18 protein-coding genes are annotated in these 22,155 nt (G+C 55.6%); 6 read left to right on the forward strand and 12 right to left on the reverse strand.

All coding sequences use genetic code 11. The features are described from left to right. Window positions 1–217: 217 nt before the first annotated feature. Window positions 218–1,591 carry a PTS transporter subunit EIIC gene (locus tag ACF8PE_RS04495; protein ID WP_032614082.1) on the reverse strand — a complete coding sequence of 458 codons (1,374 nt, stop codon included), beginning with the start codon at window positions 1,589–1,591 and terminating at the stop codon, window positions 218–220. 275 nt (window positions 1,592–1,866) lie between these two features. Here ACF8PE_RS04495 and ACF8PE_RS04500 point away from each other — a divergent pair, with 275 nt between their 5' ends. Continuing rightward, complete coding sequence (locus tag ACF8PE_RS04500; protein WP_059307220.1) at window positions 1,867–3,066, forward strand: enolase C-terminal domain-like protein; 1,200 nt, start codon at window positions 1,867–1,869, stop codon at window positions 3,064–3,066. Here the strand turns inward: ACF8PE_RS04500 and ACF8PE_RS04505 are convergent. Next, a complete protein-coding gene (locus tag ACF8PE_RS04505; RefSeq protein WP_032614086.1) occupies window positions 3,054–3,773 on the reverse strand; it encodes a GntR family transcriptional regulator in 720 nt (239 codons plus the stop codon). The two genes, ACF8PE_RS04500 and ACF8PE_RS04505, sit on opposite strands and share 13 nt — an antisense overlap. Window positions 3,774–3,808: 35 nt before the next feature. Continuing rightward, window positions 3,809–4,648 (reverse strand): alpha/beta hydrolase, encoded by an 840-nt coding sequence (locus tag ACF8PE_RS04510; protein WP_077226764.1) that lies wholly within the window; start codon window positions 4,646–4,648, stop codon window positions 3,809–3,811. Between the two features lie 190 nt (window positions 4,649–4,838). Here ACF8PE_RS04510 and ACF8PE_RS04515 point away from each other — a divergent pair, with 190 nt between their 5' ends. Continuing rightward, a complete protein-coding gene (locus ACF8PE_RS04515; RefSeq protein WP_392494637.1) occupies window positions 4,839–7,742 on the forward strand; it encodes an autotransporter domain-containing protein in 2,904 nt (967 codons plus the stop codon). Between the two features lie 118 nt (window positions 7,743–7,860). Further along, a complete protein-coding gene (locus ACF8PE_RS04520; RefSeq protein ID WP_077226762.1) occupies window positions 7,861–8,508 on the forward strand; it encodes a DUF2238 domain-containing protein in 648 nt (215 codons plus the stop codon). Between the two features lie 79 nt (window positions 8,509–8,587). On the opposite strand, the gene ACF8PE_RS04525 is transcribed toward ACF8PE_RS04520, so the two are convergent. From ACF8PE_RS04525 to ACF8PE_RS04550, 6 genes are all read right to left on the reverse strand, one after another. Then, entirely contained in the window at window positions 8,588–9,736 is a 1,149-nt protein-coding gene (locus ACF8PE_RS04525; protein ID WP_077226761.1) for an acyltransferase, read from the reverse strand. A gap of 356 nt (window positions 9,737–10,092) precedes the next feature. Further along, complete coding sequence (locus tag ACF8PE_RS04530; RefSeq protein ID WP_230430994.1) at window positions 10,093–11,070, reverse strand: ABC transporter ATP-binding protein; 978 nt, start codon at window positions 11,068–11,070, stop codon at window positions 10,093–10,095. Then, window positions 11,067–12,044, reverse strand: coding sequence for an ABC transporter ATP-binding protein (locus ACF8PE_RS04535; RefSeq protein WP_077226759.1), 978 nt, complete (start codon window positions 12,042–12,044; stop codon window positions 11,067–11,069). The genes ACF8PE_RS04530 and ACF8PE_RS04535 overlap by 4 nt, the downstream gene beginning before the upstream one ends. After that, window positions 12,037–12,882: an ABC transporter permease gene (locus tag ACF8PE_RS04540; RefSeq protein ID WP_032614097.1), complete on the reverse strand. Its 846-nt coding sequence runs from the start codon at window positions 12,880–12,882 to the stop codon at window positions 12,037–12,039. Before ACF8PE_RS04540 ends, ACF8PE_RS04535 begins: the two co-directional genes overlap by 8 nt. A gap of 6 nt (window positions 12,883–12,888) precedes the next feature. Continuing rightward, on the reverse strand, window positions 12,889–13,842 hold the full coding sequence (locus ACF8PE_RS04545) for an ABC transporter permease (protein ID WP_336994990.1): 954 nt from the start codon (window positions 13,840–13,842) through the stop codon (window positions 12,889–12,891). A 58-nt stretch (window positions 13,843–13,900) separates the two neighbouring features. Next, a complete protein-coding gene (locus tag ACF8PE_RS04550; protein WP_059307216.1) occupies window positions 13,901–15,490 on the reverse strand; it encodes an ABC transporter substrate-binding protein in 1,590 nt (529 codons plus the stop codon). A 257-nt stretch (window positions 15,491–15,747) separates the two neighbouring features. Here ACF8PE_RS04550 and yghU point away from each other — a divergent pair, with 257 nt between their 5' ends. After that, window positions 15,748–16,617 carry a glutathione-dependent disulfide-bond oxidoreductase gene (gene yghU / locus ACF8PE_RS04555; protein ID WP_032614099.1) on the forward strand — a complete coding sequence of 290 codons (870 nt, stop codon included), beginning with the start codon at window positions 15,748–15,750 and terminating at the stop codon, window positions 16,615–16,617. Here yghU and ACF8PE_RS04560 read toward each other — a convergent pair. Then, window positions 16,614–17,393: a molybdate ABC transporter substrate-binding protein gene (locus ACF8PE_RS04560; RefSeq protein WP_392494638.1), complete on the reverse strand. Its 780-nt coding sequence runs from the start codon at window positions 17,391–17,393 to the stop codon at window positions 16,614–16,616. The two genes, yghU and ACF8PE_RS04560, sit on opposite strands and share 4 nt — an antisense overlap. After that, a complete protein-coding gene (locus ACF8PE_RS04565) occupies window positions 17,393–18,445 on the reverse strand; it encodes an ABC transporter substrate-binding protein (RefSeq protein WP_117386449.1) in 1,053 nt (350 codons plus the stop codon). The genes ACF8PE_RS04560 and ACF8PE_RS04565 overlap by 1 nt, the downstream gene beginning before the upstream one ends. 167 nt (window positions 18,446–18,612) lie before the next feature. Here ACF8PE_RS04565 and ACF8PE_RS04570 point away from each other — a divergent pair, with 167 nt between their 5' ends. Together ACF8PE_RS04570 and fucR are read left to right on the forward strand one after the other, a co-directional pair. Continuing rightward, window positions 18,613–19,596, forward strand: coding sequence for a sensor domain-containing diguanylate cyclase (locus tag ACF8PE_RS04570; protein ID WP_032614143.1), 984 nt, complete (start codon window positions 18,613–18,615; stop codon window positions 19,594–19,596). Next, window positions 19,593–20,309 carry an L-fucose operon activator gene (fucR, locus tag ACF8PE_RS04575; RefSeq protein WP_032614101.1) on the forward strand — a complete coding sequence of 239 codons (717 nt, stop codon included), beginning with the start codon at window positions 19,593–19,595 and terminating at the stop codon, window positions 20,307–20,309. The genes ACF8PE_RS04570 and fucR overlap by 4 nt, the downstream gene beginning before the upstream one ends. On the opposite strand, the gene ACF8PE_RS04580 is transcribed toward fucR, so the two are convergent. Continuing rightward, on the reverse strand, window positions 20,306–21,853 hold the full coding sequence (locus tag ACF8PE_RS04580) for a methyl-accepting chemotaxis protein (protein ID WP_059307215.1): 1,548 nt from the start codon (window positions 21,851–21,853) through the stop codon (window positions 20,306–20,308). The two genes, fucR and ACF8PE_RS04580, sit on opposite strands and share 4 nt — an antisense overlap. Window positions 21,854–22,155: the final 302 nt, after the last annotated feature.

The following is a 22,155-nucleotide window of genomic DNA, read 5'->3' on the forward strand; positions in this document are numbered from 1 at the left end:
CAACCGGCCCGGCTGTTTGTGTGAAGTGATTCACATCTGCCGTGTCGATGGAGGCGCATTATAGGGAGTTCTCTTCAGGCCGCAACCCTTAAATGACAGAAAAATGACTGACTGCTGCATTCCCCAGCAAAACCCCGCCTTATACGCATTTGCCCACAGAGTTATCCACAAACATACTCAGATTCCCTGCGACATACACGCTAAGACGGGGCCAGAATCACTCTGCGACTTGCTCTTTCCTCACCAGAATGGTGGTTAAGGTAAAGGAAAGCACCAAAGAGATCGCCACCCCTGCCAGAGCAAAGACAAAATACGGGCCTATATAAGCAGGCAAACTGAAGATGCTCGACAGAATGTAGCCATAGAGACGCACACCGAAGAAGGCAATAAAGGCTGAAGCCAGGGAGCTGGCCACCGTCGCGGCGATGAACGCTTTCTTGTAACGCGTCAGAACACCAAAGAGTGCCGGCTCGGTAATGCCCAGCAGCGCAGAGATGCCTGCCGATAGCGTAACGGTTCTTTCCTGACGGTCCCGGCTCAGACGCCAGATAGCAAATGTCGCCCCCGCAATCGCCATATTGGCCATAAACATCATCGGCATCAGCATGTCGTAGCCGCGGTCGCTAAAGTTTTGCAGAGCAATCGGCGTCATCGCATGGTGCATCCCGGTCAGGATCGCCACCGGGCGGATGGCACCAACGATAAGCCCGGCAAAGCTGGCCGACACGCTAAACAGCCCCTCTATAAAGAAGGCGAGTCCTTTACCGAGCCAAATTCCAATCGGGCCGATTACCACCAGCGCCGCCAGCGCACCTATAAAGAGGGTAAGCGTGGGCGTGAACACCGTTTTCAGAACATCCGGCATGATGCTGTCTACCCAGCGATGGATATAGCTCAATGCCAGCACTGAGAAGATCACCGGTATGACGCTCGAGGCATAGTTAAAGACGGAGACCGGGATCGCATTCATTAACCAGAGGGCACTAACCGCCCCCTCCTGATGGGTCGCCAGGGCTTTCGCTGCTTCTATTAAAGAAGGGTACATCAGACAGGCGGCCACTGCCGCGGCGAGATACTCGTTGGTCTTAAAGATCTTCGCCGCCGACACAGCAAGAAAGAACGGCAGGAAATAGAAGACGCCGCTGGCAATCAGGTCGATAACCATGACGGTGTCGCTTTTCGCCGAAACCACCTTCAGCGCGATCAGCCCGGCCAGCAATCCTTTGATCATCCCGGCACCGGCAATGGCCGGAACAATCGGGCCAAACACCCCCGAGACGGTATCCATAAAGAGGGACACCAGGCTTTTACGCCCCTTTGTCGCCGTCGGCGCTTTCTCATTCCCCTGCCCGAGCACATTAAGCATTTGCTCGTACCAGCTGTTTACCTTTGGCCCAATAATCACCTGAAACTGATCGCTCTGGAGCTGCGCGCCGAGTACGCCAGGCAGATTTTTGATTGCGGTCTGGTCAACCTTATTATCGTCGATTAAATCAAACCGTAGCCGCGTCATACAGTGCCAGACTTTATTAATATTCCCCTGGCCGCCTACCAGACGAATAATATTATTGATGGCTTCTTGCGTCCCCATAAAGACTCCTGCCGGTATGGTTGTTGTTTTAGTGATGCCACGAGAATAGATAAACCATCCAGACAAAACAAACCAATAAAAGTTGATGTCGCTCACATTTAACCACTACCAGAGCCATAAAACCGCTATCAATCCAAAATTGGTATGGTTTTTAATTAAAATACATTCAAATAACTGACCAAAATAAATATTAAAAAAAACGGTTTACCTGTAAACATTTTTAGGGCGATGATATTCCTGTTCCGTATTTCCACAGCGCAGCAAAGGAGTTTTTCGTGACGCCTGTGATTATCAATAATATCGAGTGTTTTATTACCCGGCCGGACCGACATAACCTGGTGACTGTCCGGGTAACTACCGGGCAAGGGCTGGTAGGACACGGTTGTGCCACCTTTCAGCAGCGCCCGCTGGCGGTTAAAACGCTCGTGGATGAATACCTCAAACCGCTGCTGGTAGGCCGGGATGCCAGTAACATCGAAGATCTGTGGCAAATGATGAACGTTAACGCCTACTGGCGTAACGGCCCGGCGATGAATAATGCCATCTCCGGCGTGGATATGGCCCTGTGGGATATTAAAGGGCAGCTGGCTGGCATGCCGCTGTATCAGTTGCTGGGCGGTAAATCCCGCGATGCGATCCCGGCTTACAGCCACGCTAGCGGCGAAACGCTGGAGGAGCTTTTTACCTCCGTCGATCAACTGGTGGCGCAAGGCTATCGCCACATCCGCTGCCAGCTTGGTTTTTACGGCGGCACGCCATCGGCATTGCATGCCCCCGAGAACCCGACCCCGGGTGCGTGGTTCGATCAGCATGAATATATGCGTAATACCGTGGAAATGTTCCACGCCCTGCGCGAAAAATATGGCTGGAAGCTCCATTTCTTACATGACGTCCACGAACGTTTATTCCCGCAGCAGGCCGTACAGCTGGCAAAACAGCTCGAGCCTTATCAGCCCTACTTTATCGAAGATATTTTGCCGCCACAGCAGAGCGCCTGGCTGGAACAGGTTCGCCAGCAGAGCTGCGTGCCGCTGGCAATGGGTGAGTTATTCAATAACCCAGCTGAATGGCACGATCTTATCGTGAATCGCCGCATCGACTTTATTCGCTGCCACATCTCGCAGATCGGCGGTATCACACCCGCGCTGAAGCTGGCGCATCTGTGTCAGGCCTTCGGCGTACGTCTCGCCTGGCATGGCCCCGGTGATATGACCCCCATCGGCGTGGCGGTGAATACGCATCTGAACATTCACCTGCATAATGCGGCTATTCAGGAATTTATCCCGCGCTCCGCCACTACCGACAGCGTGTTCCCTGGCGCGCCAGAGGTGAAGGACGGGTTTATCTATCCCCCAACAGCGCCCGGCATCGGCACAGGCTTTAATGAAGAGCTGGCTCTCGCGCACCCGGTGGTGTATCGCCCACACGAGTGGACGCAAAGCCGCCTGCCGGACGGCACCCTTCATACGCCCTGATTTTGTCGCCAGGCTAAATTATCGCGGTTATACGGGCTGACCCAGGTGCAGGTGTAGTTGATATCAATAATATCGCTCACTTCGAAGACCCGGCCTCCCTCCAGTATCCCGCGATTATTAATATGCATTGCCGGGCTGCCTTTTTTGCAGCCCAGAATGACTGCCTGTTCACGACTGACGCTGACCGCCCGGTAGGTCGTCAGCATATGTGAAATGATCAACCCTTTGCTAAGTACGTACTGCTGGATGGAACGCTCAATCGCCTGCTGATTAAGGTCCGGGAAATCTGCAACCGGCATGCTGGACACTTCCAGCTGTACAGGCTGGTCATCGACGTAGCGCAACCGGCAAAAGTGCCAGATAAAACTCTCTTCATCGATGCCGAAGATCTGCTGCGCCACGCGATCGGGCCTCTTCTTATGCAGGCTAATCATCCGGTAGCGCATCTGATCGAATCGTTTTTCCGTGATCGAGTTGTAAATCAGCGGATTATTACGCGCATGCTCGTTGATCCAGATCCCCGATCCCTGCACGATCCGCACCACGCCAATACTGACCAATTTTTCCAGCGCCTGGCGGATAGTAAAACGCGAGACACCATACTCTTCAGCCAGCTGTCTTTCAGGGGGAAGCTTACGTGGCCCCGCCGTGGTGTCCTGGTAGATTTTGCTCAGCAGATCCTGGGTGACAAACTCTTTCTTTTTCATTATTTGGTCCTGACGTCATTCACGTTGCTTACACCTCAGCACTCCGGCACCCCCTGTGCCAGTAATTCCGGCCAGACTGCCCCCCAATCCGAACCATGCTCCATTCCGCTGACCACTTCCGTTTGCACGCACTTCCCCCCCACAGCCTGTTGAAAACGTCGGGCGACAGCAGGCGGCACGGTGGTGTCGGCCCCGCCACTGTAATGGATCTGCGGCAGGGCGCGAAGCGCGGGAGCACGATCGATTGCATTCTCAGCCGTGGGCATCGGCGTGACATGGTGAATGGCATTCACATACGCCACATCGAGATTGCCCGCCACCGTGCGCAGAGAACGCACATCGCTCCGGCGTTCCGCCAGCAGCGCAGCAATATTGCCGCCCCCGGAGTAACCCACCAAATCGAGCTGTACCCCAGGATAGCGCAGCACTATCTGGTTGAGCGCCTCGCTCATTGCATCAATCACCACGGGGGAGAAGCGGTCCTGCGTCCAGATATTTACGCGGCAGTTAGCCGGTAAGGGCGGCCCGATGAACTGGCAGGGCCGGGAAAGATAAAACACATTTGCCTGCTTATCTGCCGCAGCCAGTTTCAGGCCCGTGGGATTACGCGGCGTCGGATTATCGGACGGGATTGTGCGGCTCTTCCAGGCAAAGCCATCTCCTTCGATGTAAACCCGCAGGGAGTGAACCGGCGGCGTGATTCGATGCCATGCCACAACCGGGAAAAGCTCTGTGTCAAATCTCTCACTGGTAAGACCACTATCGCTGGCTATTTTTTGCGCAGAGATGTACGGATCGACGGAAATACACCCTGCCAACAATAAAGATAAATTAATCAATACCGTTCCCTGCAAAAAGTGAGGATATATCCTCATACCGCCACCAGCCTTAACGCAAATTACTCACATGACAATTTATTGAGAATAAATTCAAGCGGAAATAATTAAGTACTGCTTATTGTTTTCGGCAATGAATTGTATATTCTGCGCCCGAAGATATCGGATTAATCCGAAGAAATCACCGCTGCATTTTGCAAAAACATCGCAACTTTAATGATGGTACACCATGGAAAAGAAACGTCTTAGCCAGCTTATCTCTCTGCTGGTGGCATCAACGACCGCGCACGCCTACGCGACATCTCCAGAATTAATTATCAGTGCCCCAACCAGCAATGTGCAGATCGCTGACGCCAAAGAGTTAGTGCATATCACTCAGGCGGGAAGTGTCACCGGTGCCCCGGGTTCAGCATTAGCCGTTAATTCGGGCGTGAGTGTCACCACGCTGACCAATGATGGTTCCATCACCGACGTGATTAATACCCCCCTGTTCTTAAGCAGCCATGTGGTGCAGATTGATGGGACAGTAGGTGAGCTTAACAATAACGGAACCATTGCCAGCCTTAATCAGTACCAGAATGGCAGAGTGGTTGCGGTAGGTGAATCAGGTGTAATTAACACCTTCACCAACAGCGGCACCATTAAGGGTGTTCAGAACGTCTATAACTACTACGACTCAAATTCCAATAATAACGGCACGATAGACAATGCCGGGACCATTACTACTTTACTGAATACCACCGAAGGTAAAATCTTTGGTACTCGCGCCATCAGTAACCAGGGAACCATTGATAACCTGACCAATGCCGGTCTGATCGCTTTTACCCCATCCGAAAATAATATTTACTCGGGTCAAAACAGCGCCATTTTCAATAATGGGACGATCGGCACGTTGCACAACACCGGTACGATTGACGGTGGGACTTCTGATGATTACGACCGTTCCGGAATATATAATAAGGGCACCATTAATACCCTCATCAACGATAATAAGATTAATGGCAGCTTCACCGGTATCTATAGTAACGGCGGCATTAGCGAGATCGTTAATAACGGTGAGATATCAGGCAAGTCGAATGGTATGTATCTCTGGAATTATTACAACCAGAGCGCAGCGGTGCACATTGTCAACAATGGCCAGTTAACCGGCAGCAAGTTTGCGCTGCTTGTGGGGAGTAATAACAGCGATGGCGCGACCCTGACCAACACTGGCGATATTGCCGGTAATATTTTCGCCTTAAATGGGACACCATTAATCATTAACGGTGGCACCACTACCACGGGCACGCTGGCCGGTATCGACGGCGCGACAGGCACCCTTATCGGCTCCGATATCGTCTTCGGCTCCGGCTCCCTGCTCCTGAACGATAATATCGTGACCAGCATGCCTGAATACGGCCTGATGTCACTGCAGATGAGCGATGAAAGTCCTGCATCAAACGGCACCGTGGAGAACGAAGCGGCTTCCCTGCAGGTGAACAACAGCATCAATATCGCCGGTGATTACCATCAAAAAGCAGCCGCAACGCTGATTTCCGGTGTCTCCGATCTGACAGATGCCCGCGGCGATCTGCTTGCCGATACTGGCTATGGCCGTCTCAACGTTAGCGGCAATGCCATTGTCGATGCAGGTTCCAGCATTAAACTGCTGCGCACCGGCAGCACTTACCAGTTTGCTGAAGGCCAGCGTTATGTGGTGATCAATGCCATCGGCGCAGAAACCGACTACCACGCCGATCGGCTGAATTATAAAGCCCTCGGCTACCGGGGTACGGTCAATGGATCTGTTTATGACGCTACTGATAGCAAGGCCCTGGTATTAACCCTGGGCGCAGAGCCGGTCGTTATCGCGCCGGTAGAACCTCAGCCTGAGCCAACGCCAGAGGTTACGCCGCCGGTAGTGACAGAACCCGACGTCACCACCCCGATCGTTACGGTGCCAACACCGCCGACGCCGCCAGCGGAACCGACTCCGGCTCAACCGACTAAACGTGGCTATGCCACTATCCCGAGCGCCACGGCAGCACTCGGCGGGCTGGCGCGCTACTCCGGTATCGCCTCCCCGCAGCTGTTAGATCTCTACAACGCCTCTCTGGCGATTGAAGGTAAACAGGAAGCAAACCGCGCAGGCGAGCGTCTGTCCACCAGCCAGAATCTCAACACCAGTTCCGCAGCCACCGTGGCGACGTCTACCGCTCAGGCAGTGGTGGGTGCTCACATTGATGCCGTGCGTAACCCGCAAGCCTCCGGCGTCAGCGGTGTGGCGACCGGTGATGACTACGCCAACAACTGGATCGTCTGGGGTCAGCCGTTCGGTGGTTATGCCCGCCAGGACAGCACCGACAACGTCAGCGGCTACACCGCGAAATTTGGCGGCCTGATCATCGGTGCCGATCGCGCGCTGGGTGATGACTGGCGTCTGGGCGCAGCCCTGAACTACAGCAACACCTCCGTACACGGGAAAGACAACCTGAGCGGCAACAACTCCACCGCCGATAACTACGGGGTGATTGGTTACGCGGGTTACACCGGCAATCCGTGGTACCTGAACCTCTCTGCGGGTCTCAACCGTCAGAACTACAGCTCCGTGCGTCGCGCTGATTTCACCGGCTTCTCCGGCGCCGCCCACGGCAAGTTCAACGGCCAGTCCATCACCCTGCAAAGCGAGCTTGGCTATCCAATCACTCTGCCGACTGACGTGGTGCTGACCCCGCTGGCAGGCCTGACCTATGGCTATCAGCATGTGGATGGTTACAGCGAAACCGGCGGCAACGGCATGGCGCTGGATGTTAGCAGCACCCACTCGCAGTCTGTGATGAGCGACATCGGCGCCCGCATCGAGAAGACCTTCGCCACCGGCATGGGTAACCTGACGCCGTTCGCCCAGGTCTCCTGGATCCACCAGTACGATAACCGTCAGGTCAGCAGCCATGCGACCTACGCCGCCGATGCCATCGGTGAAACCAGCTTTATCACCAAAGGCGCTTCTCCAGTGGAAGATATGGCAGGCGTGGCCGTAGGCACGACCCTGTATAACGCCAACGATCTGAGCCTCGACGCACGTTATGACCTGCAGGCCGGCGACCGCTACCAGGCGCACACCTTCAGTCTGCGTTTACGCAAGTCGTTCTGATTGTTATCAATAATAACGGGGCCGTGAGTGGCCCCGTTTTTTTATGCTTCTTCGCCAAACATTGTGTTTTTCGCCGCGTCGGTCAATAGTGTCTGTTTTTACTCAACAGTTAACGCTCATGACGCAAACTGCACTCTCCTCTGGATTAAAGGTCGGCGCGCTGCTTCTGCTGCTGATCCTGATTTACACCGGTCTGTATACCTCGGACCGCATCACCTGGCTGATGGAGGTGACGCCGGTCATCATCATCGTGCCGCTGCTGCTCGCCACCCAACGGCGCTACCCGCTGACTCCCCTGCTCTACACGCTGATCTTCTGGCACGCCATTATTCTGATGGTGGGCGGAATGTACACCTACGCCAAAGTGCCCATCGGTTTTGATGTTCAGGAGATGTTCCACCTGAGCCGTAACCCGTATGACAAGCTGGGGCACTTTTTCCAGGGGCTGGTGCCTGCGCTGGCAGCCCGGGAGATCCTGGTGCGCGGCGGCTACGTCACTGGCCGCAAGATGACGGCTTTTCTGGTGTGCTGTATTGCGCTGGCGATCAGCGCCACTTACGAGCTGATCGAGTGGTGGGCGGCGCTGGCGATGGGCCAGGGCGCGGATGATTTCCTTGGGACGCAGGGCGATCCCTGGGATACGCAGTCCGATATGTTCTGCGCCCTGCTCGGTGCACTCACCACGGTGCTGGTGCTCGGACGCTGGCATCAGCGCCAGTTAACACACCTCAGAGCAGCCGATAAAAGGGGTACTGGCGATTATTGATGATAATGAACGCGGTATGTCTGCGTCATGCCTGGTGATTCAGGCATGACGTTTACCAATGCAGGTGGCTAGCGTTCTTTCAAATTGGCGATCGGGTCTCCGCTTTTTTTGCCGAACGCATCGAGAGCTGGATAAAAGGTTTCTCGATATATTTGTAAGTTGCTGCGGAGAGCAACAATATCGTGATAAACCCAACTGATGAGAAAATCATATAGATTTTAACATCCACACTCAGGCCAGAACTTTTCAGGGCATAATTCATGCAGTACCAGCCAATACCATGCAGAAGATAGATGCTATAACTGATCTCTCCAAGCCTGACAATAGCCCGGTGAGTTAATAAGCCAAACAAATCCGCGCCATTAACAATAAAAATAAACAATAACGTCAGAGCCGGGAGTGAATAAAGGCTATACGGCGTGTTGTAGAATAAGAAAGCCAACACGACACACACTACTGCGCTGAGATCGTAATGTAATTTCGTCATTGTGAACGAAGGAACGAACGCCCGCGCTAAAAATCCGCATGAAAAACAAGCCAGGAAGACACCGTATCCGGGATTTATTCCATGCACAACATATGCGGAAAGGAATAAACAGATTAACGCGCCGGTTAAGGGCATAGCTTTCTGTCTCAACAGGATCACTAATGGCAAACTGAAATACAATGCCCACTCCCAGAACAATGTCCAGGTCACGCCCGCATTAATCAGCGTCGCATCAGCCATTCCCAGCACGGCAGGCTTCACACCCGTTACGCCGCCATCAAACCAGAACAGGATAGTGTATCTAAAATCAGTAAAATCCAGGTTATGTCGTCTCGTATAAGCTGCGATTGCAACGCAGCATAACGATGAAACAACGAAGATCGGCACAATGCGCAGAACTCTTTTAAAATAAAAGAGATCCCAGCGTTCGGGCTTCATACCATAAAATAAATATCCAGAGAGAATAAAGAACATCATCACGGCTGCAGAGCCTATCCGAAGATTGAGAGGATAATCATTCAGATTTTCCAGAACCCAACCCTTACCCTCGAAATAAAAATAACTGAGGCCGTAATGGTGAAAAACCACAAATACGGAGAGAAAAAAGCGCAGGCCATCAAGGTTCTTTCTGCGGCTATCATTGTTAGCATCAATAAAGCGAAAAAATTTACTACTGAAAATACAGCAAGATACAACAAGAATAGAAATCATCCACAGCAATAACGCACCTTGTTCAGGCATTTATTTTAACCCTCATTAATACTTACCGGAGAAGCATTCTTTTTTGCATCAGGAGCAATCAAGCATTGATGCAGGCTATCATTCAGGCGAGAGCTTACCACATCTGATTCGTTTCGATAGGCGTCGTGAATGCCGCTACCCCACGCAGCATCTGGTATTCAAAGGGTGTCAATATCCGCGCAATTGCCCATCGGATTGTCTCTTAATCCGTAAGTAGAGTCCGGTGCTGACTTATTCCATTATCATTTCGCTGGCAGCATCGAGTGACCGTAATTTTTTGCCATTAAACAGACGTCAGAAGTGCCCTTGCGCATATTCAGTGCCTGTAGGTGCGCCATCTGCTGCTCTTAATGCCCTCACACCTTAAACAACCAGCAGGCCGTGAAATGGCCTGGGGCGATCTCCTGCATCGCGGGCGCTTCGCGTCGGCATACCGGCATGACGTGCGGACAGCGGCTGCAAAACTTACAGCCTGGCAGCACGGAGGTCGGGCCGGGGATCTCCCCGCGCAGGGTAGCCTGCTCCAGATTGCGGATCCGTGGATCGGGCTGCGGCACCGAGGCTAACAAAGCCCGGGTATAGGGGTGCGCCGGATGCTGATACAGGGCGTTGGCAGGCGCTACTTCCACCAGCTTGCCGAGGTACATCACCCCGATACGAGTCGAGATATGGCGCACCATCGACAGATCGTGGGCGATAAACAGATAAGTCAGCCCCAGCTCCTGCTGCAGATCCTGAAGAATATTCACCACCTGCGCCTGCACCGAGACATCCAGCGCCGACAGCGGCTCGTCGCACAGCACAAACTCCGGGCGCACCGACAGCGCGCGGGCAATGCTGATGCGCTGGCGCTGGCCGCCACTGAACTCATGCGGAAAACGCTGAAGATGTTCCTGTTTAAGCCCGACTTTATAGAGCAGGGTTTCAGTACGCTCTCGCTGCTCCTCGCGGCTGTAACCGTGGATCTGCATCGGCTCGGCCACCAGCTGCTGCACGGTCATCCCCGGATTCAGCGAGGAGTAAGGATCCTGGAAAATGGCCTGCATCCGCTTGCGCAGCGGCTTGAGCTGTTTTTCGCTGGCCTGGGCGATTGCCTGTCCGGCGAAATCGATCTCGCCGGAAGTGATATCAAACAGGCGTAAAATGGCGCGCCCGAGGGTCGATTTCCCGCAGCCGGATTCCCCTACCAGGCCAAAGGTCTCCCCCTGCTGAATCTCAAAGCTAACGCCATCCACCGCTTTGACCGCCACTCCTTTGCGCAGCAGACCGCCGTTAAGGGTGAAGTGTTTATGCAGGTCCCGCACGCTTACCAGCGGGGTATGTTGTTCGCTCATGCCTGCACCTCCTTATCGGCCAGAAGCCAGCAAGCTGCACGATGCCCGGGGTCCGTGATGTAAAACGCGGGCTGGCGCTCGCACTGCGGCATTCGGTGTGGGCAGCGTTCAGCAAACGGGCAGCCCGGGGGTGGGTTCAGCAGCCCCGGCGGCGAGCCTTCGATAGGCGACAGGCGATGGCTGGTCTGTTCCGGGTGCGGCAGGGATGCCAGCAGCCCTTGGGTATAGGGGTGCGCCGGGCGATAAAAGATATCCTCCACGCTCCCCTCTTCCATCACCAGCCCGCCGTACATCACCACCACCCGGCTGCACACCTGGGCCACCACGCCCAGATCGTGGGTGATCAGCAGGATGGCGGTATGGGTTTTCAGTTGCAGGCTTTTTAACAGCCGCAGGATCTGCGCCTGGATGGTGACGTCCAGCGCAGTGGTAGGTTCATCGGCGATCAGCAGTTTGGGATCGCAGGAGAGCGCGATAGCAATCATCACCCGCTGGCGCATACCGCCGCTGAACTCGTGCGGATACTGATCGTAACGGCGCTCCGCTTCGGCAATGCCCACCTTCTCCAGCATGGCGATGCTCGTCGCCCGGGCGGCTTTTTTGTTTAAGCCTTTATTGCGCATCAGGATCTCAGACATCTGTCTGCCGATAGTCACCACCGGATTGAGCGCGGTCATCGGATCCTGAAAAATCATCGCGATCTGGTTCCCGCGAATGGCGCGCATCTGCTTCGGGGTTTTCTGCGCCAGATCGTCATTGTCGAAACGGATCTGTCCCCCGGTGATACGCCCGTTGCTCCCCAGCAACTGGATAATTGACTTGCAGGTGACACTCTTCCCGCAGCCGGATTCGCCGACAATGCCAACCAGCTCTCCCGGCTGCACGTGAAAGCTCACCCCGCGCACCGCGTGGACATCGCCATCGCGGGTGCGGAAGGTGGTTTGCAGGTTGTCGAGTTCAAGTAAGTTATTCATCGCGGTTCGCTCCCGGCTCAAAGGCGGTGCGGAACACGTCGCCTAACACGTTAAAACTGAACACCGTCAGCAAAATCAAGATGCCGGGGAACATCGCCAGCCAGGAGGCTTCGCCGATATACGATTGGGCGTTATTAAGCATGCTGCCCCAGGACGCGGCGGGAGCCTGCACCCCGAGTCCAAGGAAACTGAGGGTCGACTCCATCAGAATGGCCGAAGCAATATTCAGCGTGGCGGCGACAATAATGGTCGGCAGTACGCCAGGGATGATATGGCGCAAGATAATCCGCAGCGGATGTTCCCCCGAGGCGCGGGCATAGAGCACATACTCGCGCTCTTTGACGGACAGCGTTTCGGCACGCACCAGTCGGGACATATTCATCCACGTCAGCAGGCTGATGATCATGATGATGTTATCCACGCCGGGCTTCAGGTAAGCATTAAGCACCAGCAGCAGGAAGAAGGCCGGGATCGCCATCAGGATATCCACCGCGCGCATCATCAGGTTATCCAGCCAGCCGCCGAAGTAGCCGCTCAACGTGCCGACCAGGGTGCCGATCAGCGTCGAAAAGAGCATCGCCAGACTGCCGACCATGAGCGAGATCTGGCCGCCGTAAAGCGCGCGGGTAAAGTAGTCGCGTCCGTATTCGTCGGTGCCGAACCAGTGGGCACCATCGGGCGGCAGCGTGCGCGCCCCCAGCGACATCTGATCCGGATCGTAAGGACTCAGCCCCGCGCACAGGGCGGCAACGACAAAAATAAAAAGTACAAACAGAGAGAACTGCGCCGGACGATTGCGGCGCAACTGGTGACGAACCTGTTGCCAGCGTCTGCTCATCCGGGGTTACCTCAGGGTACGTATGCGGGGATCGGCGAAGCGATAGAGCAGATCGGCGATCAGGTTACCGACGATCAGCATCAGCGACGAGAGCATGATGATCGCCATAATCAGCGGGTAGTCGAGGGAGGTGATCGACTGGATCCCCAGTAATCCCATGCCCGGCCACGAGAAGACGCTCTCGGTGACATAGGCCCCTACCACCAGCTCGCCAAACGACAGGCCAAACAGCGTGAACACTGGCAGCAGCACGTTTTTCAGTACATGCCGGAACAGGATACTGGAACGCGTGGCCCCGTAAGCCAGCTGGGTCTGCACGTAGTCCGCAGAAAGCTGCGAGAGGGTATTGGATCGGATGTAGCGCATGTAGCTGGAGAGGTTATAGAAGGTCAGCGCAATGCAGGGCAGCACGCCGTGGCGCACCACATCCAGCCAGTTGTCCTCCATGCCAATGGTGCGCATCCCCATGCTGGGGAACCAGTTGAGCTGCACGGCAAAGACGGTGATCAGCAGAATGCCAAACCAGAAGATCGGCACCGAGATGCCAATATAAGCGAACAGGTTCAGAACATGATCCAGCCAGCGGTGCTTAAACGCGCCGGCCAGCAGCCCCAGCGGGATAGCGAGGATAATCGCCATCAGCAGCGAAGCCCCCATCAGGCCTAACGTGGCGGGAATACGCTCACCAATCATTACTAACACCGGGCGGTGATAGATCAGCGAATACCCCAGATCGCCCTGCACTATGTTTTTCAGCCACAGAAAATATTGCGTCACCAGCGGCTTATCCAGCCCCAGACTCTGGCGGATACGCTCAATATCCTCGGGTGCCATGCGCGGGGTGATGTAGGCCGCCACCGGATCGCCAGGGGCGAGTTTGACCAGCAAAAACGCCACCAGCGAGATAAAGAACAGCATCGGCACCAGTTGCAGCAGGCGACGCATCAGTAATGTGTTCACGACATGCCCTTACGACTTACCCCACACAAAGCCCCGATCGGTTGACCGGGGCGACAGCTTATTTTTGATAGATTTTTGACAGATCCTGGAACAGATAGACCGGCTTCGGTTCCGCCTCTTTGGTGCCGCCAAAGCGTTTATCTACCGCAACGGTGGCATTGGTATAGGCAATCGGGTAGTACGTCATGTCGTTGGCCACGGTTTGCTGAATTTGCTTGTAGATATCAGCGCGTTTTCCGGTGTCGGTTTCTACCGCACCTTTATCCCACAGGGCATCGAACTGCGGGTTCTTATAGTGGGCATAGTTGTAGGCTTCGTTGCTCATGAACAGCGATTTGTAGCCATCCGGCTCGGCACCCATGATGTAGCCGCCGAGGTTCAGCTCCCAGGCGGTGTTATTCATGTCGAGGCTGCGCTGGGACATGGCGTTAGAGTCGAGCGGCATCAGCTCCACGTTCACCCCAATCCCCTTCAGCGCCTGCTGAATGTAGAGCGCCTGGCTCTCCTGGGTTTTGTTGGTGTTGACGTAGGCCAGACGTAACTTGAGGTTTGCCGGTGCGCCGGAGGCCTTCAGCAGGTCTTTGGCTTTTTGCTGATCGAATGCGTACTGCTCGACGTCATTGGTCTGATAGAGCGTATCCGGTGTCAGGAATGAGGCGGCCGGTTTGGCGTAATCCAGGGAGGTGAATGCGGTCTGGGTCAGCTCGTCTTTATTAATGGCGTAGGCAATGGCCTGGCGCAGTTCCTTACTTTTCATCACCGGCACATTCTGGTTGAAGGTCATGTAGGCCAGACGCCCTTCCGGGTAGACCACAAAGTCAAACTTGCCGGTGTTCTTCAGGCGCGACACATCCTGCGGATCGACCATTTTCAGGTTGATCTCGCCGTTTTGCAGCGCAAGGTTGGCGGAGTTGCTGTCTTTGGCGAAACGGTAGGTTACGGCGTCGAGCTTCGCTTTACCGTTCCAGTAGTCGTCAAAGCGGGTCAGAGCATAATACTGCCCGGCGCGGTACTCTTTAAATTTGAACGGCCCGGAACCGACCGGAGCATCGTTTTTGGTGCTCTTTTCCAGATCGGCTTCATTCGCGAAGACGTGCTGCGGGATCGGGTAGATCTGCACCAGGGTACCGGTGAAGGCGGCGCTCACCTGCGGCAGCGTGAACTTCACGGTGCGATCGTCCACCTTGCTCACCGCCACCGGCTTGCCGCCGTAGGTAAACATACTGCGGAAGAAACTGTGCTGTTTCTCCTCCAGCAGTTTATTGAAGGTGAAGACGACGTCGTCGGCGGTCAGCGGCTGGCCGTCCTGCCATTTCAGATTGGGTTTTAGGGTCAGGGTGTAGCTGAGGTTATCGGCAGAAGGCGTCAGGCTTTCGGCCAGACCCCATTCGATTTTGCCATCGTTAAAGCTGTAGAGCGGAGCATACAGCGCCTGCATGATCGTCAGGGTGGTTCGGTCGCTGGCATACAGCGGGTTAACCGCTAACGGATCGCCGGAGGTGATGCCGATAATCAGTGAGCCGCCCTCTTTTGGCGTATCGCTTTTGGCTGCCGGGGCCGACGCAGCGTCGTTATTTTTGGCATCATCACAGCCCGCGGCGACCAGGGCCAGCGCGACCAGAACAGCAGAAACGAATGGCTTACGCATATCTCACTAACTCCTTGCCTTGAAAGTTTTTTTAACTGCTCATTTTTATTTTTTACCGATATCTGTTTGCGCATCATATTCAGCTTTAGGCGCTTTCGCATTAACAATGAAAATGCGATTTTTGATTAAGCTTATAACGAATTTGATATATATAAGCGCAATGCGGAATAGCGCATAACCTTATGCGCTCAGTTCGTTAAACCGTTCACGGATCTCCTGCTAAACTGCCTCAACACATCCCAAAAAGGCAGATCAACATGTCCGACAACAACTACCAGCCAGCGAAAGTCTGGGAATGGAAGCAGAACCCTAACGGTGGCGCATTCGCCAGCATCAACCGTCCGATCTCGGGCGCTACCCATGACAAAGTGCTGCCAGTCGGTTCGCACCCGCTGCAGCTGTATTCTCTGGGCACGCCAAACGGCCAGAAGGTGACGATTCTGCTGGAAGAGTTACTGGCGCTGGGCGTGACCGGTGCGGAATATGACGCATGGCTGATCCGTATTGGTGAGGGGGATCAGTTCTCCAGCGGGTTTGTTGAGGTCAACCCGAACTCCAAAATTCCGGCCCTGCGCGACCACTCCACCACACCGCCAACCCGCGTGTTTGAATCCGGCAATATCCTGCTTTATCTGGCGGAGAAATTCGGTCACTTCCTGCCAAAAGATCCGGCGGGCCGGGTAGAAACCCTGAACTGGCTGTTCTGGCTGCAAGGCGCCGCCCCGTTCCTCGGCGGCGGTTTTGGTCACTTCTATCACTATGCGCCGGTGAAAATTGAGTACGCGATTGACCGCTTCACGATGGAAGCCAAACGCCTGTTCGACGTGCTGGATAAACAGCTGGCGCGCGGTCGCTACGTGGCGGGGGAAGAGTACAGCATCGCGGATATCGCCATCTGGCCATGGTTTGGCAGCGTGGCGCTGGGCCAGGTCTATGGCGCGGCGGAGTTCCTGGATGCCGAAAGCTACAAGAACGTCCAGCGCTGGGCGAAGGATGTCGCCAGCCGTCCGGCGGTGAAGCGTGGGCGTATCGTCAACCGCACCAACGGCGAGTTGAACGAGCAGCTGCATGAGCGTCATGCGGCAAGCGATTTTGATACCAACACCGAAGACAAACGCCAGGGTTAATCTGTAAGGCCTGATGCCCTCTCCCACCGGGAGAGGGTGCAAACACCTCTAACGGCAACCCTGTTGCCGTTTTGCATTTCTCCTGTCGTGCCTGCCGGCAAAAAAACCGCCTGATGCAGGATCGCTTGTGCCGTATTTGACTGTAAAAACGCCATCAGCCGTTGCCCCTGCAGCGTCATTACCGCACAGGCATACTCCGCACGCGGATTAAAGTGCGCCGGGATGTCGATGACCGTCAACCCTGCTATCGCCCGCAATGCTGGCGCGTAGCTGGCGTATCCGATAAACACCTCCGCCTGTCCACCCTGGATAAGCCACTCTGCTGCCAGCCTGCCCGCCGGAACCGGCGCAGATCCCCGGCCTCCCACCAGGGCCATTGCCCGCTTCCTCACGGCCTCGCCAGCGTTACCCATACGGGTAAACAGCGTCTGGGTGTAATCCCCGGACGGATCGGCTCCCGCCGTCGAGGTGGCAATGCGCAAGTCATCCCGGGTAAGTACAGAGAGCCAGTCGTCACTGTCGCGCAGCACATCGCTGCGCACGGTCAGACAGAGTGTATTGCTCGCGAAAGACGCCACGGATTGCGCCCGCCCCATAACGTGCAGCGCCTGCGGGTGGGCAAGATTGGCCGAGGCGAAGAGATCGCAGGCCTCGCCCGATGCAATACGTTCCCGCAGCAGCCCTGCCGGGCCAAACTGCGTCTCAACCGCTTCCGGGAAGTGGGCCATTAATTGCGGCCACACCCGCCGCAGGCTCCCTGCCGCCAGCACGCGCATCAGTCGTTCCCCTGCCAGGTGGTGCGATAGAAACGCTGATACCAGTCGTTGGCCACTTTGCGCATATCTATGTCTTTAAATTTCTCCGGATAGAGCTTTTTTGCCATCCACAGTTCACCGATCCCCATCGCCTCCGGCATCGGGTAACCCCAGGCTTTGGCGTAGTCTGGCATCAGGTAGACACGATGATTTTTCACCGCGTCAATGGTCTGCCACTGCGCGCCGGTTTTGATCTCGTTGACCACGGAAGGGTAGCGATCCTGCACGAAAATCACCTGCGGGTTCCAGGCGATCACCTGCTCCATCGCCACGGTTTTGAAACCCTGAATGGTCGCCGCCGCCACGTTAACCGCCCCCGCATGGGCCATCATCAGCCCGGTATATTTACCGGAGCCGTAGGTAGTGAGTTCCGGGTTAGCCATGTAGGCGCGAACACGTTTTTCCGCCGGGAGAGTATTCAGGCGGTCGCTGACCCTCCTGCGGCCTTGATCGACGGCGTTAATCAGCGCCTTCGCTTCCGGCTGCTTGTTAACAATCTCACCAATTAGCGCGATCCCTTCGCGCAGCCCGCGATCGTAAGCCTGCTCTTCATCGTTCATCGTAGGGTTCATTTTCGCTTTCTCACCCGCGGCATCGTGGCGCAGGGAGATAGCGACTACCGGAATACCCAGGCTACTGATCTTGTCGATCATCTCCTGCGGCGCGTAGTTGGTGACAAACACCACCTGCGGTTTCAGGGCCACCAGCTTTTCCGGGTCAACGTGGGTGAGATCGCCCAGCATCGCTTTGTGGTTCAGTTCGGGAGCCAGACGCGCGTAGCCGTCGCCCAGCTGCTGTTTCCAGTTTGCCATCACCCCCACGATCTTATCGGTGGCGTTCATTTGCACCAGTAAGTTCAGCGTCTGATGCTGGAGTACCACCACGCGGTCAACCTCATCGGGGAGAGTGACCTGACGGCCAATCTGGTCGGTGATCAGGCGGGAGGCCTGAGAAGAGAGGGGCAGTAAAGCCACTACGCCTAAGGTTAAGGCTTGCCAAAATTGCTGTTTCATCATGTCCTCGCATTCGTTATATATTTTATTATACAGCGATGCGGTTATGCCGTCGTGCCTCCTTTAGAGGTAAAAAGCCCTAATGCAAATCCCTCTCTTTTTTCAACGGCATATTTACAACCATCCGGTAAACTGGCATGAATAATTTCTTTCTTCAGATTATTCGCATGTCAGAAAAGGCGCTGAAACAACAGATTCAGAATCTTAAAAAGCATAATGCCCGGCTTGCCAGGCTGGCGCGTGACGCCCGTAGCAAGCTCAGTGCGGCGCTCGACGGGACCGGTCTGTGTTTATGGCAACTCGACGTTCCGACCGGGAAGCTGATTATTTATAACCGCCGCTGGGGTTCCATGCTGGGCTATCAGCCTAAGGAGCTGAACGCGCAGTTTGAGATCTGGCGCGAGCATCTGCACCCTGATGACAAGCAGAACGTGCTCGACGCGTTCTACGATCATCTGCACGGCAAAACCCCCTTCTACGAGGCGCTGCACCGGATGCAGCACAAAAACGGCACCGTCACCTGGGTGCTGGATCGTGGCCGCGTCACCGAATGGGATGAGCAAGGTAATCCCCTGAAGGTGACCGGTACGCACATCGATATGACCAAAGAGAAGCAGTACGAGGAGCAGCTTGCCCAGCTGGCCAATCACGATCCGCTCACCGGCCTTGCCAACCGCCATGCGCTGCTTACCCACTTCGCGCAGCTAAAAGCCCAGGGGCCACTGTGCATTGCCTTTATCGATCTGGATGATTTTAAAACGGTGAACGACACCTTTGGCCACCGCAGCGGCGACGAGTTACTCATCCAGCTCAGCCAGCGTCTGCGCGACGCCTGCCCGCCTGGGGCCGTTGTCGGGCGTCTGGGCGGGGACGAGTTTGTGCTGCTACTGCCCTTCCCGCTCGCCAGCCTGCTGGTGAACAGCACCGCGCACCACTGCCTGAACGCAGCCCTGACGCCGTTCGAATTGGATAATGGCCAGGCGAAGGTCGGAGCCTCGGTGGGGATTGATGAGGTGCAGGAGGAGGATGATTTCGTCAATGCGCTGCGCCGCGCCGATCGGTCGATGTACCAGATTAAACACACCGGCAAGAATGGCGTGGCGATTGGCCAGACGCTGCTCTCGGTCTCCCGCACCGGAACCTACCCATGAAAAGCACCCGTCACCAGGAACTGATCCGCCTGCTGGCCGCGTCGGACTGGCTGACGACGGACGCTCTTGCCGCTGAGCTTCGCGTCAGCAAAGAGACCATTCGCCGCGATCTGAAACAGCTTCAACAGCAGGGAAGGATCGTGCGCCATCACGGGCGGGCGCGGGCGATCCACCCGGATCATCGCGACGGCGGCGAGCCATTTGGCGCGCGGCTGAAAAGCCATTACGCCGATAAAGCCGACATTGCCCGCCACGCCCTCGACTGGGTCAGCGAAGGGATGACCCTGGCCCTTGATGCCAGCTCAACCTGCTTTCACCTGGCGCGTCAGCTACCGGATATCGCCCTGACGGTGTTTACCAACAGCCTGCCCATCTGCCATGAAATGGCGAAGCGCGAACGCATCACCCTGATCTGCTCGGGCGGGACGCTGGAGCGCAAATATCGCTGCTATGTGAACCCGGCCCTGGTGACGCAGCTGAAAGCGCTGGAGATTGACCTGTTTATTTTTTCCTGTGAAGGGGTGGATGAGCAGGGTGTGATGTGGGATCCCACCCCGCACAGTGCCGGCTTTAAGTCGCAGCTGCTGAGTCGTGCCAGCCAGTCCCTGCTGCTGATCGACAAAAGCAAATTCCAGCGTTCCAGCGAAGTGAAAATAGGTCACCTTTCACAGGTGACCCAATTGATCAGCGACGTGCAACTCGGCCGCCGCTAGCTCGCCAGGCGGAACTTCTGCACCGAGCGTTGCAGTTCTTCGGTCTGGCGCTCCAGGGCAGAGGCCGCAGCTGATACCTGCTCTACCAGCGAAGCGTTCTGCTGGGTCACGCCGTCCATCTGGGTGATCGCCACCCCCACCTGCGAAATGCCTTTGCTCTGCTCTTCCGAGGCGGCGGCAATCTGCTTCATGATGGTGGTTACGCCGGTGATGTCGCGCAGCACGGCGTTCATGGTGGTGCCGGTATCGTTCACCAGTCTGGCCCCCTCCTCCACGCGGGACACGGAGTCGGTAATAAGTCCTTCGATCTCTTTTGCCGCACTGGCGCTGCGGCTGGCGAGATTACGTACCTCCCCCGCCACCACCGCAAAGCCGCGCCCCTGCTCACCCGCGCGCGCCGCTTCGACTGCCGCGTTAAGGGCCAGAATATTGGTCTGGAAGGCGATGCTATTAATGACGCTGGTGATCTCCGCGATTTTCTTCGAGCTGACGGAAATGCCGGTCATGGTATTGACCACGTTCTCCACTAATGCCCCGCCGCGGCTGGCGGTAAGAGACGCCACATCCGCCAGCTCGCTTGCCTGCCGGGCATTGTCTGCATTCAGCTTCACCGTGGCGGTGAGTTGCTCCATGCTGGCGGCAGTCTCTTCCAGCGCCGCTGCCTGCTCTTCGGTACGCGACGAGAGATCGTTATTGCCGCTGGAAATTTCCGTAGCGCCACGCCAGATATTCTCGCTCCCGGCGCGAATGGTACTGACCGCTTCACGCAGGCTGTCCTGCATCGCCGTCAGCAGCGGCACCAGTTGGCCCACGCAGTTACGGCCAAAGGGAGCAATCGGCTGGCTGAGATCGCCCTGGGCAATCTGACGAAAGTGTTGGCGGATCTGATCCAGAGGCTTCACCAGCATCGCAACCAGGTAGCGATCGGCGAAGAGCAAGATCAGCAGGCCAATCAGGGTCGCGGTGATGATCACCGTGCGGGTGAAGCCGGTAAGGCCGTCCACCGTCACGCGGGTGCTGTCGAGAATACTGTCGGCAGCTTTATTGAACTGCCCGGCACTCTCACCAAAGGCGCGACTTAACGGCGGGGTGACGTTATTCGCCTGCTGGCGATAGCCGTCGAGATTACCCTGCTGCGCGAACTGCATCTGGGGCTTTACGCCGTTCTCCAGTAGCGCCTGCCAGTTGGCGATCACCTTAGCGGAGATCTGCGCATCCATCGGCCCCGGCGACATGGCTTTCATCTCATCGAGCTTGTTGCTCATCGTCTCCAGCGCCTGCTGTACGGAGGCCAGATCTGCCGTACCGCCTGCCGCCTGCGCATCCATCGCCCGGCTCAGACGGGTGACGAAGCGGAAGTACTGATCGTTACCCTGGCTGAGCACCGTCATCTGTTTGACCAGTTGCCGATCGACGTCATTGCCATCCGCCACGCGCGAGAGCGCCCAGGAGCTGTACAGCCCGACCGCCGCCCACATTAAACAGAAAATGCCCAGAATCGTCAGCATGACGAACCGGATCGTGAAATTACGAAACACTTGCATATTTATTTCCTTGCCATGAGGGAGATATCGCCCGAAGGCGAGTCTTATCCTCGTTATCGGCAATAAAATGCGAAGCAATACCTTTTATCGGGTAATTTTATAAAACTTTTCATTTCTGTTTACCGGGTCGGGAAATGATAATCATGCTAAGGAAAATACCCCTCCAAATAACGTGTTATTAGATTTCATACAATTTACAAATGTAAATCACACTCTCCATTCATTACCCTCATAATCCCAAAGGATTATCATTACCTTTCTTCTTAATGAAGAATTTTCCTGTTCCTCCCGGAAAAGTCTCA

This window comes from Leclercia sp. GLN_9, from assembly GCF_043105735.1.
In the GTDB taxonomy this organism is placed as follows: Bacteria; Pseudomonadota; Gammaproteobacteria; order Enterobacterales; family Enterobacteriaceae; genus Enterobacter; species Enterobacter adecarboxylatus.

Bases quoted from the DNA above. Each gene is read 5' to 3' on its own strand.
- ACF8PE_RS04520 (WP_077226762.1), top strand. From the start codon at position 7,861: ATGACGCAAACTGCACTCTCCTCTGGATTAAAGGTCGGCGCGCTGCTT.
- ACF8PE_RS04510 (WP_077226764.1), bottom strand. From the start codon at position 4,648: ATGAGGATATATCCTCACTTTTTGCAGGGAACGGTATTGATTAATTTA.
- ACF8PE_RS04580 (WP_059307215.1), bottom strand. From the start codon at position 21,853: ATGCAAGTGTTTCGTAATTTCACGATCCGGTTCGTCATGCTGACGATT.
- ACF8PE_RS04550 (WP_059307216.1), bottom strand. From the start codon at position 15,490: ATGCGTAAGCCATTCGTTTCTGCTGTTCTGGTCGCGCTGGCCCTGGTC.
- ACF8PE_RS04505 (WP_032614086.1), bottom strand. From the start codon at position 3,773: ATGAAAAAGAAAGAGTTTGTCACCCAGGATCTGCTGAGCAAAATCTAC.
- ACF8PE_RS04560 (WP_392494638.1), bottom strand. From the start codon at position 17,393: ATGCGCGTGCTGGCGGCAGGGAGCCTGCGGCGGGTGTGGCCGCAATTA.
- ACF8PE_RS04530 (WP_230430994.1), bottom strand. From the start codon at position 11,070: ATGAGCGAACAACATACCCCGCTGGTAAGCGTGCGGGACCTGCATAAA.
- ACF8PE_RS04515 (WP_392494637.1), top strand. From the start codon at position 4,839: ATGGAAAAGAAACGTCTTAGCCAGCTTATCTCTCTGCTGGTGGCATCA.
- yghU (WP_032614099.1), top strand. From the start codon at position 15,748: ATGTCCGACAACAACTACCAGCCAGCGAAAGTCTGGGAATGGAAGCAG.
- ACF8PE_RS04540 (WP_032614097.1), bottom strand. From the start codon at position 12,882: ATGAGCAGACGCTGGCAACAGGTTCGTCACCAGTTGCGCCGCAATCGT.
- ACF8PE_RS04565 (WP_117386449.1), bottom strand. From the start codon at position 18,445: ATGAAACAGCAATTTTGGCAAGCCTTAACCTTAGGCGTAGTGGCTTTA.
- ACF8PE_RS04570 (WP_032614143.1), top strand. From the start codon at position 18,613: ATGTCAGAAAAGGCGCTGAAACAACAGATTCAGAATCTTAAAAAGCAT.
- fucR (WP_032614101.1), top strand. From the start codon at position 19,593: ATGAAAAGCACCCGTCACCAGGAACTGATCCGCCTGCTGGCCGCGTCG.
- ACF8PE_RS04495 (WP_032614082.1), bottom strand. From the start codon at position 1,591: ATGGGGACGCAAGAAGCCATCAATAATATTATTCGTCTGGTAGGCGGC.
- ACF8PE_RS04525 (WP_077226761.1), bottom strand. From the start codon at position 9,736: ATGCCTGAACAAGGTGCGTTATTGCTGTGGATGATTTCTATTCTTGTT.
- ACF8PE_RS04535 (WP_077226759.1), bottom strand. From the start codon at position 12,044: ATGAATAACTTACTTGAACTCGACAACCTGCAAACCACCTTCCGCACC.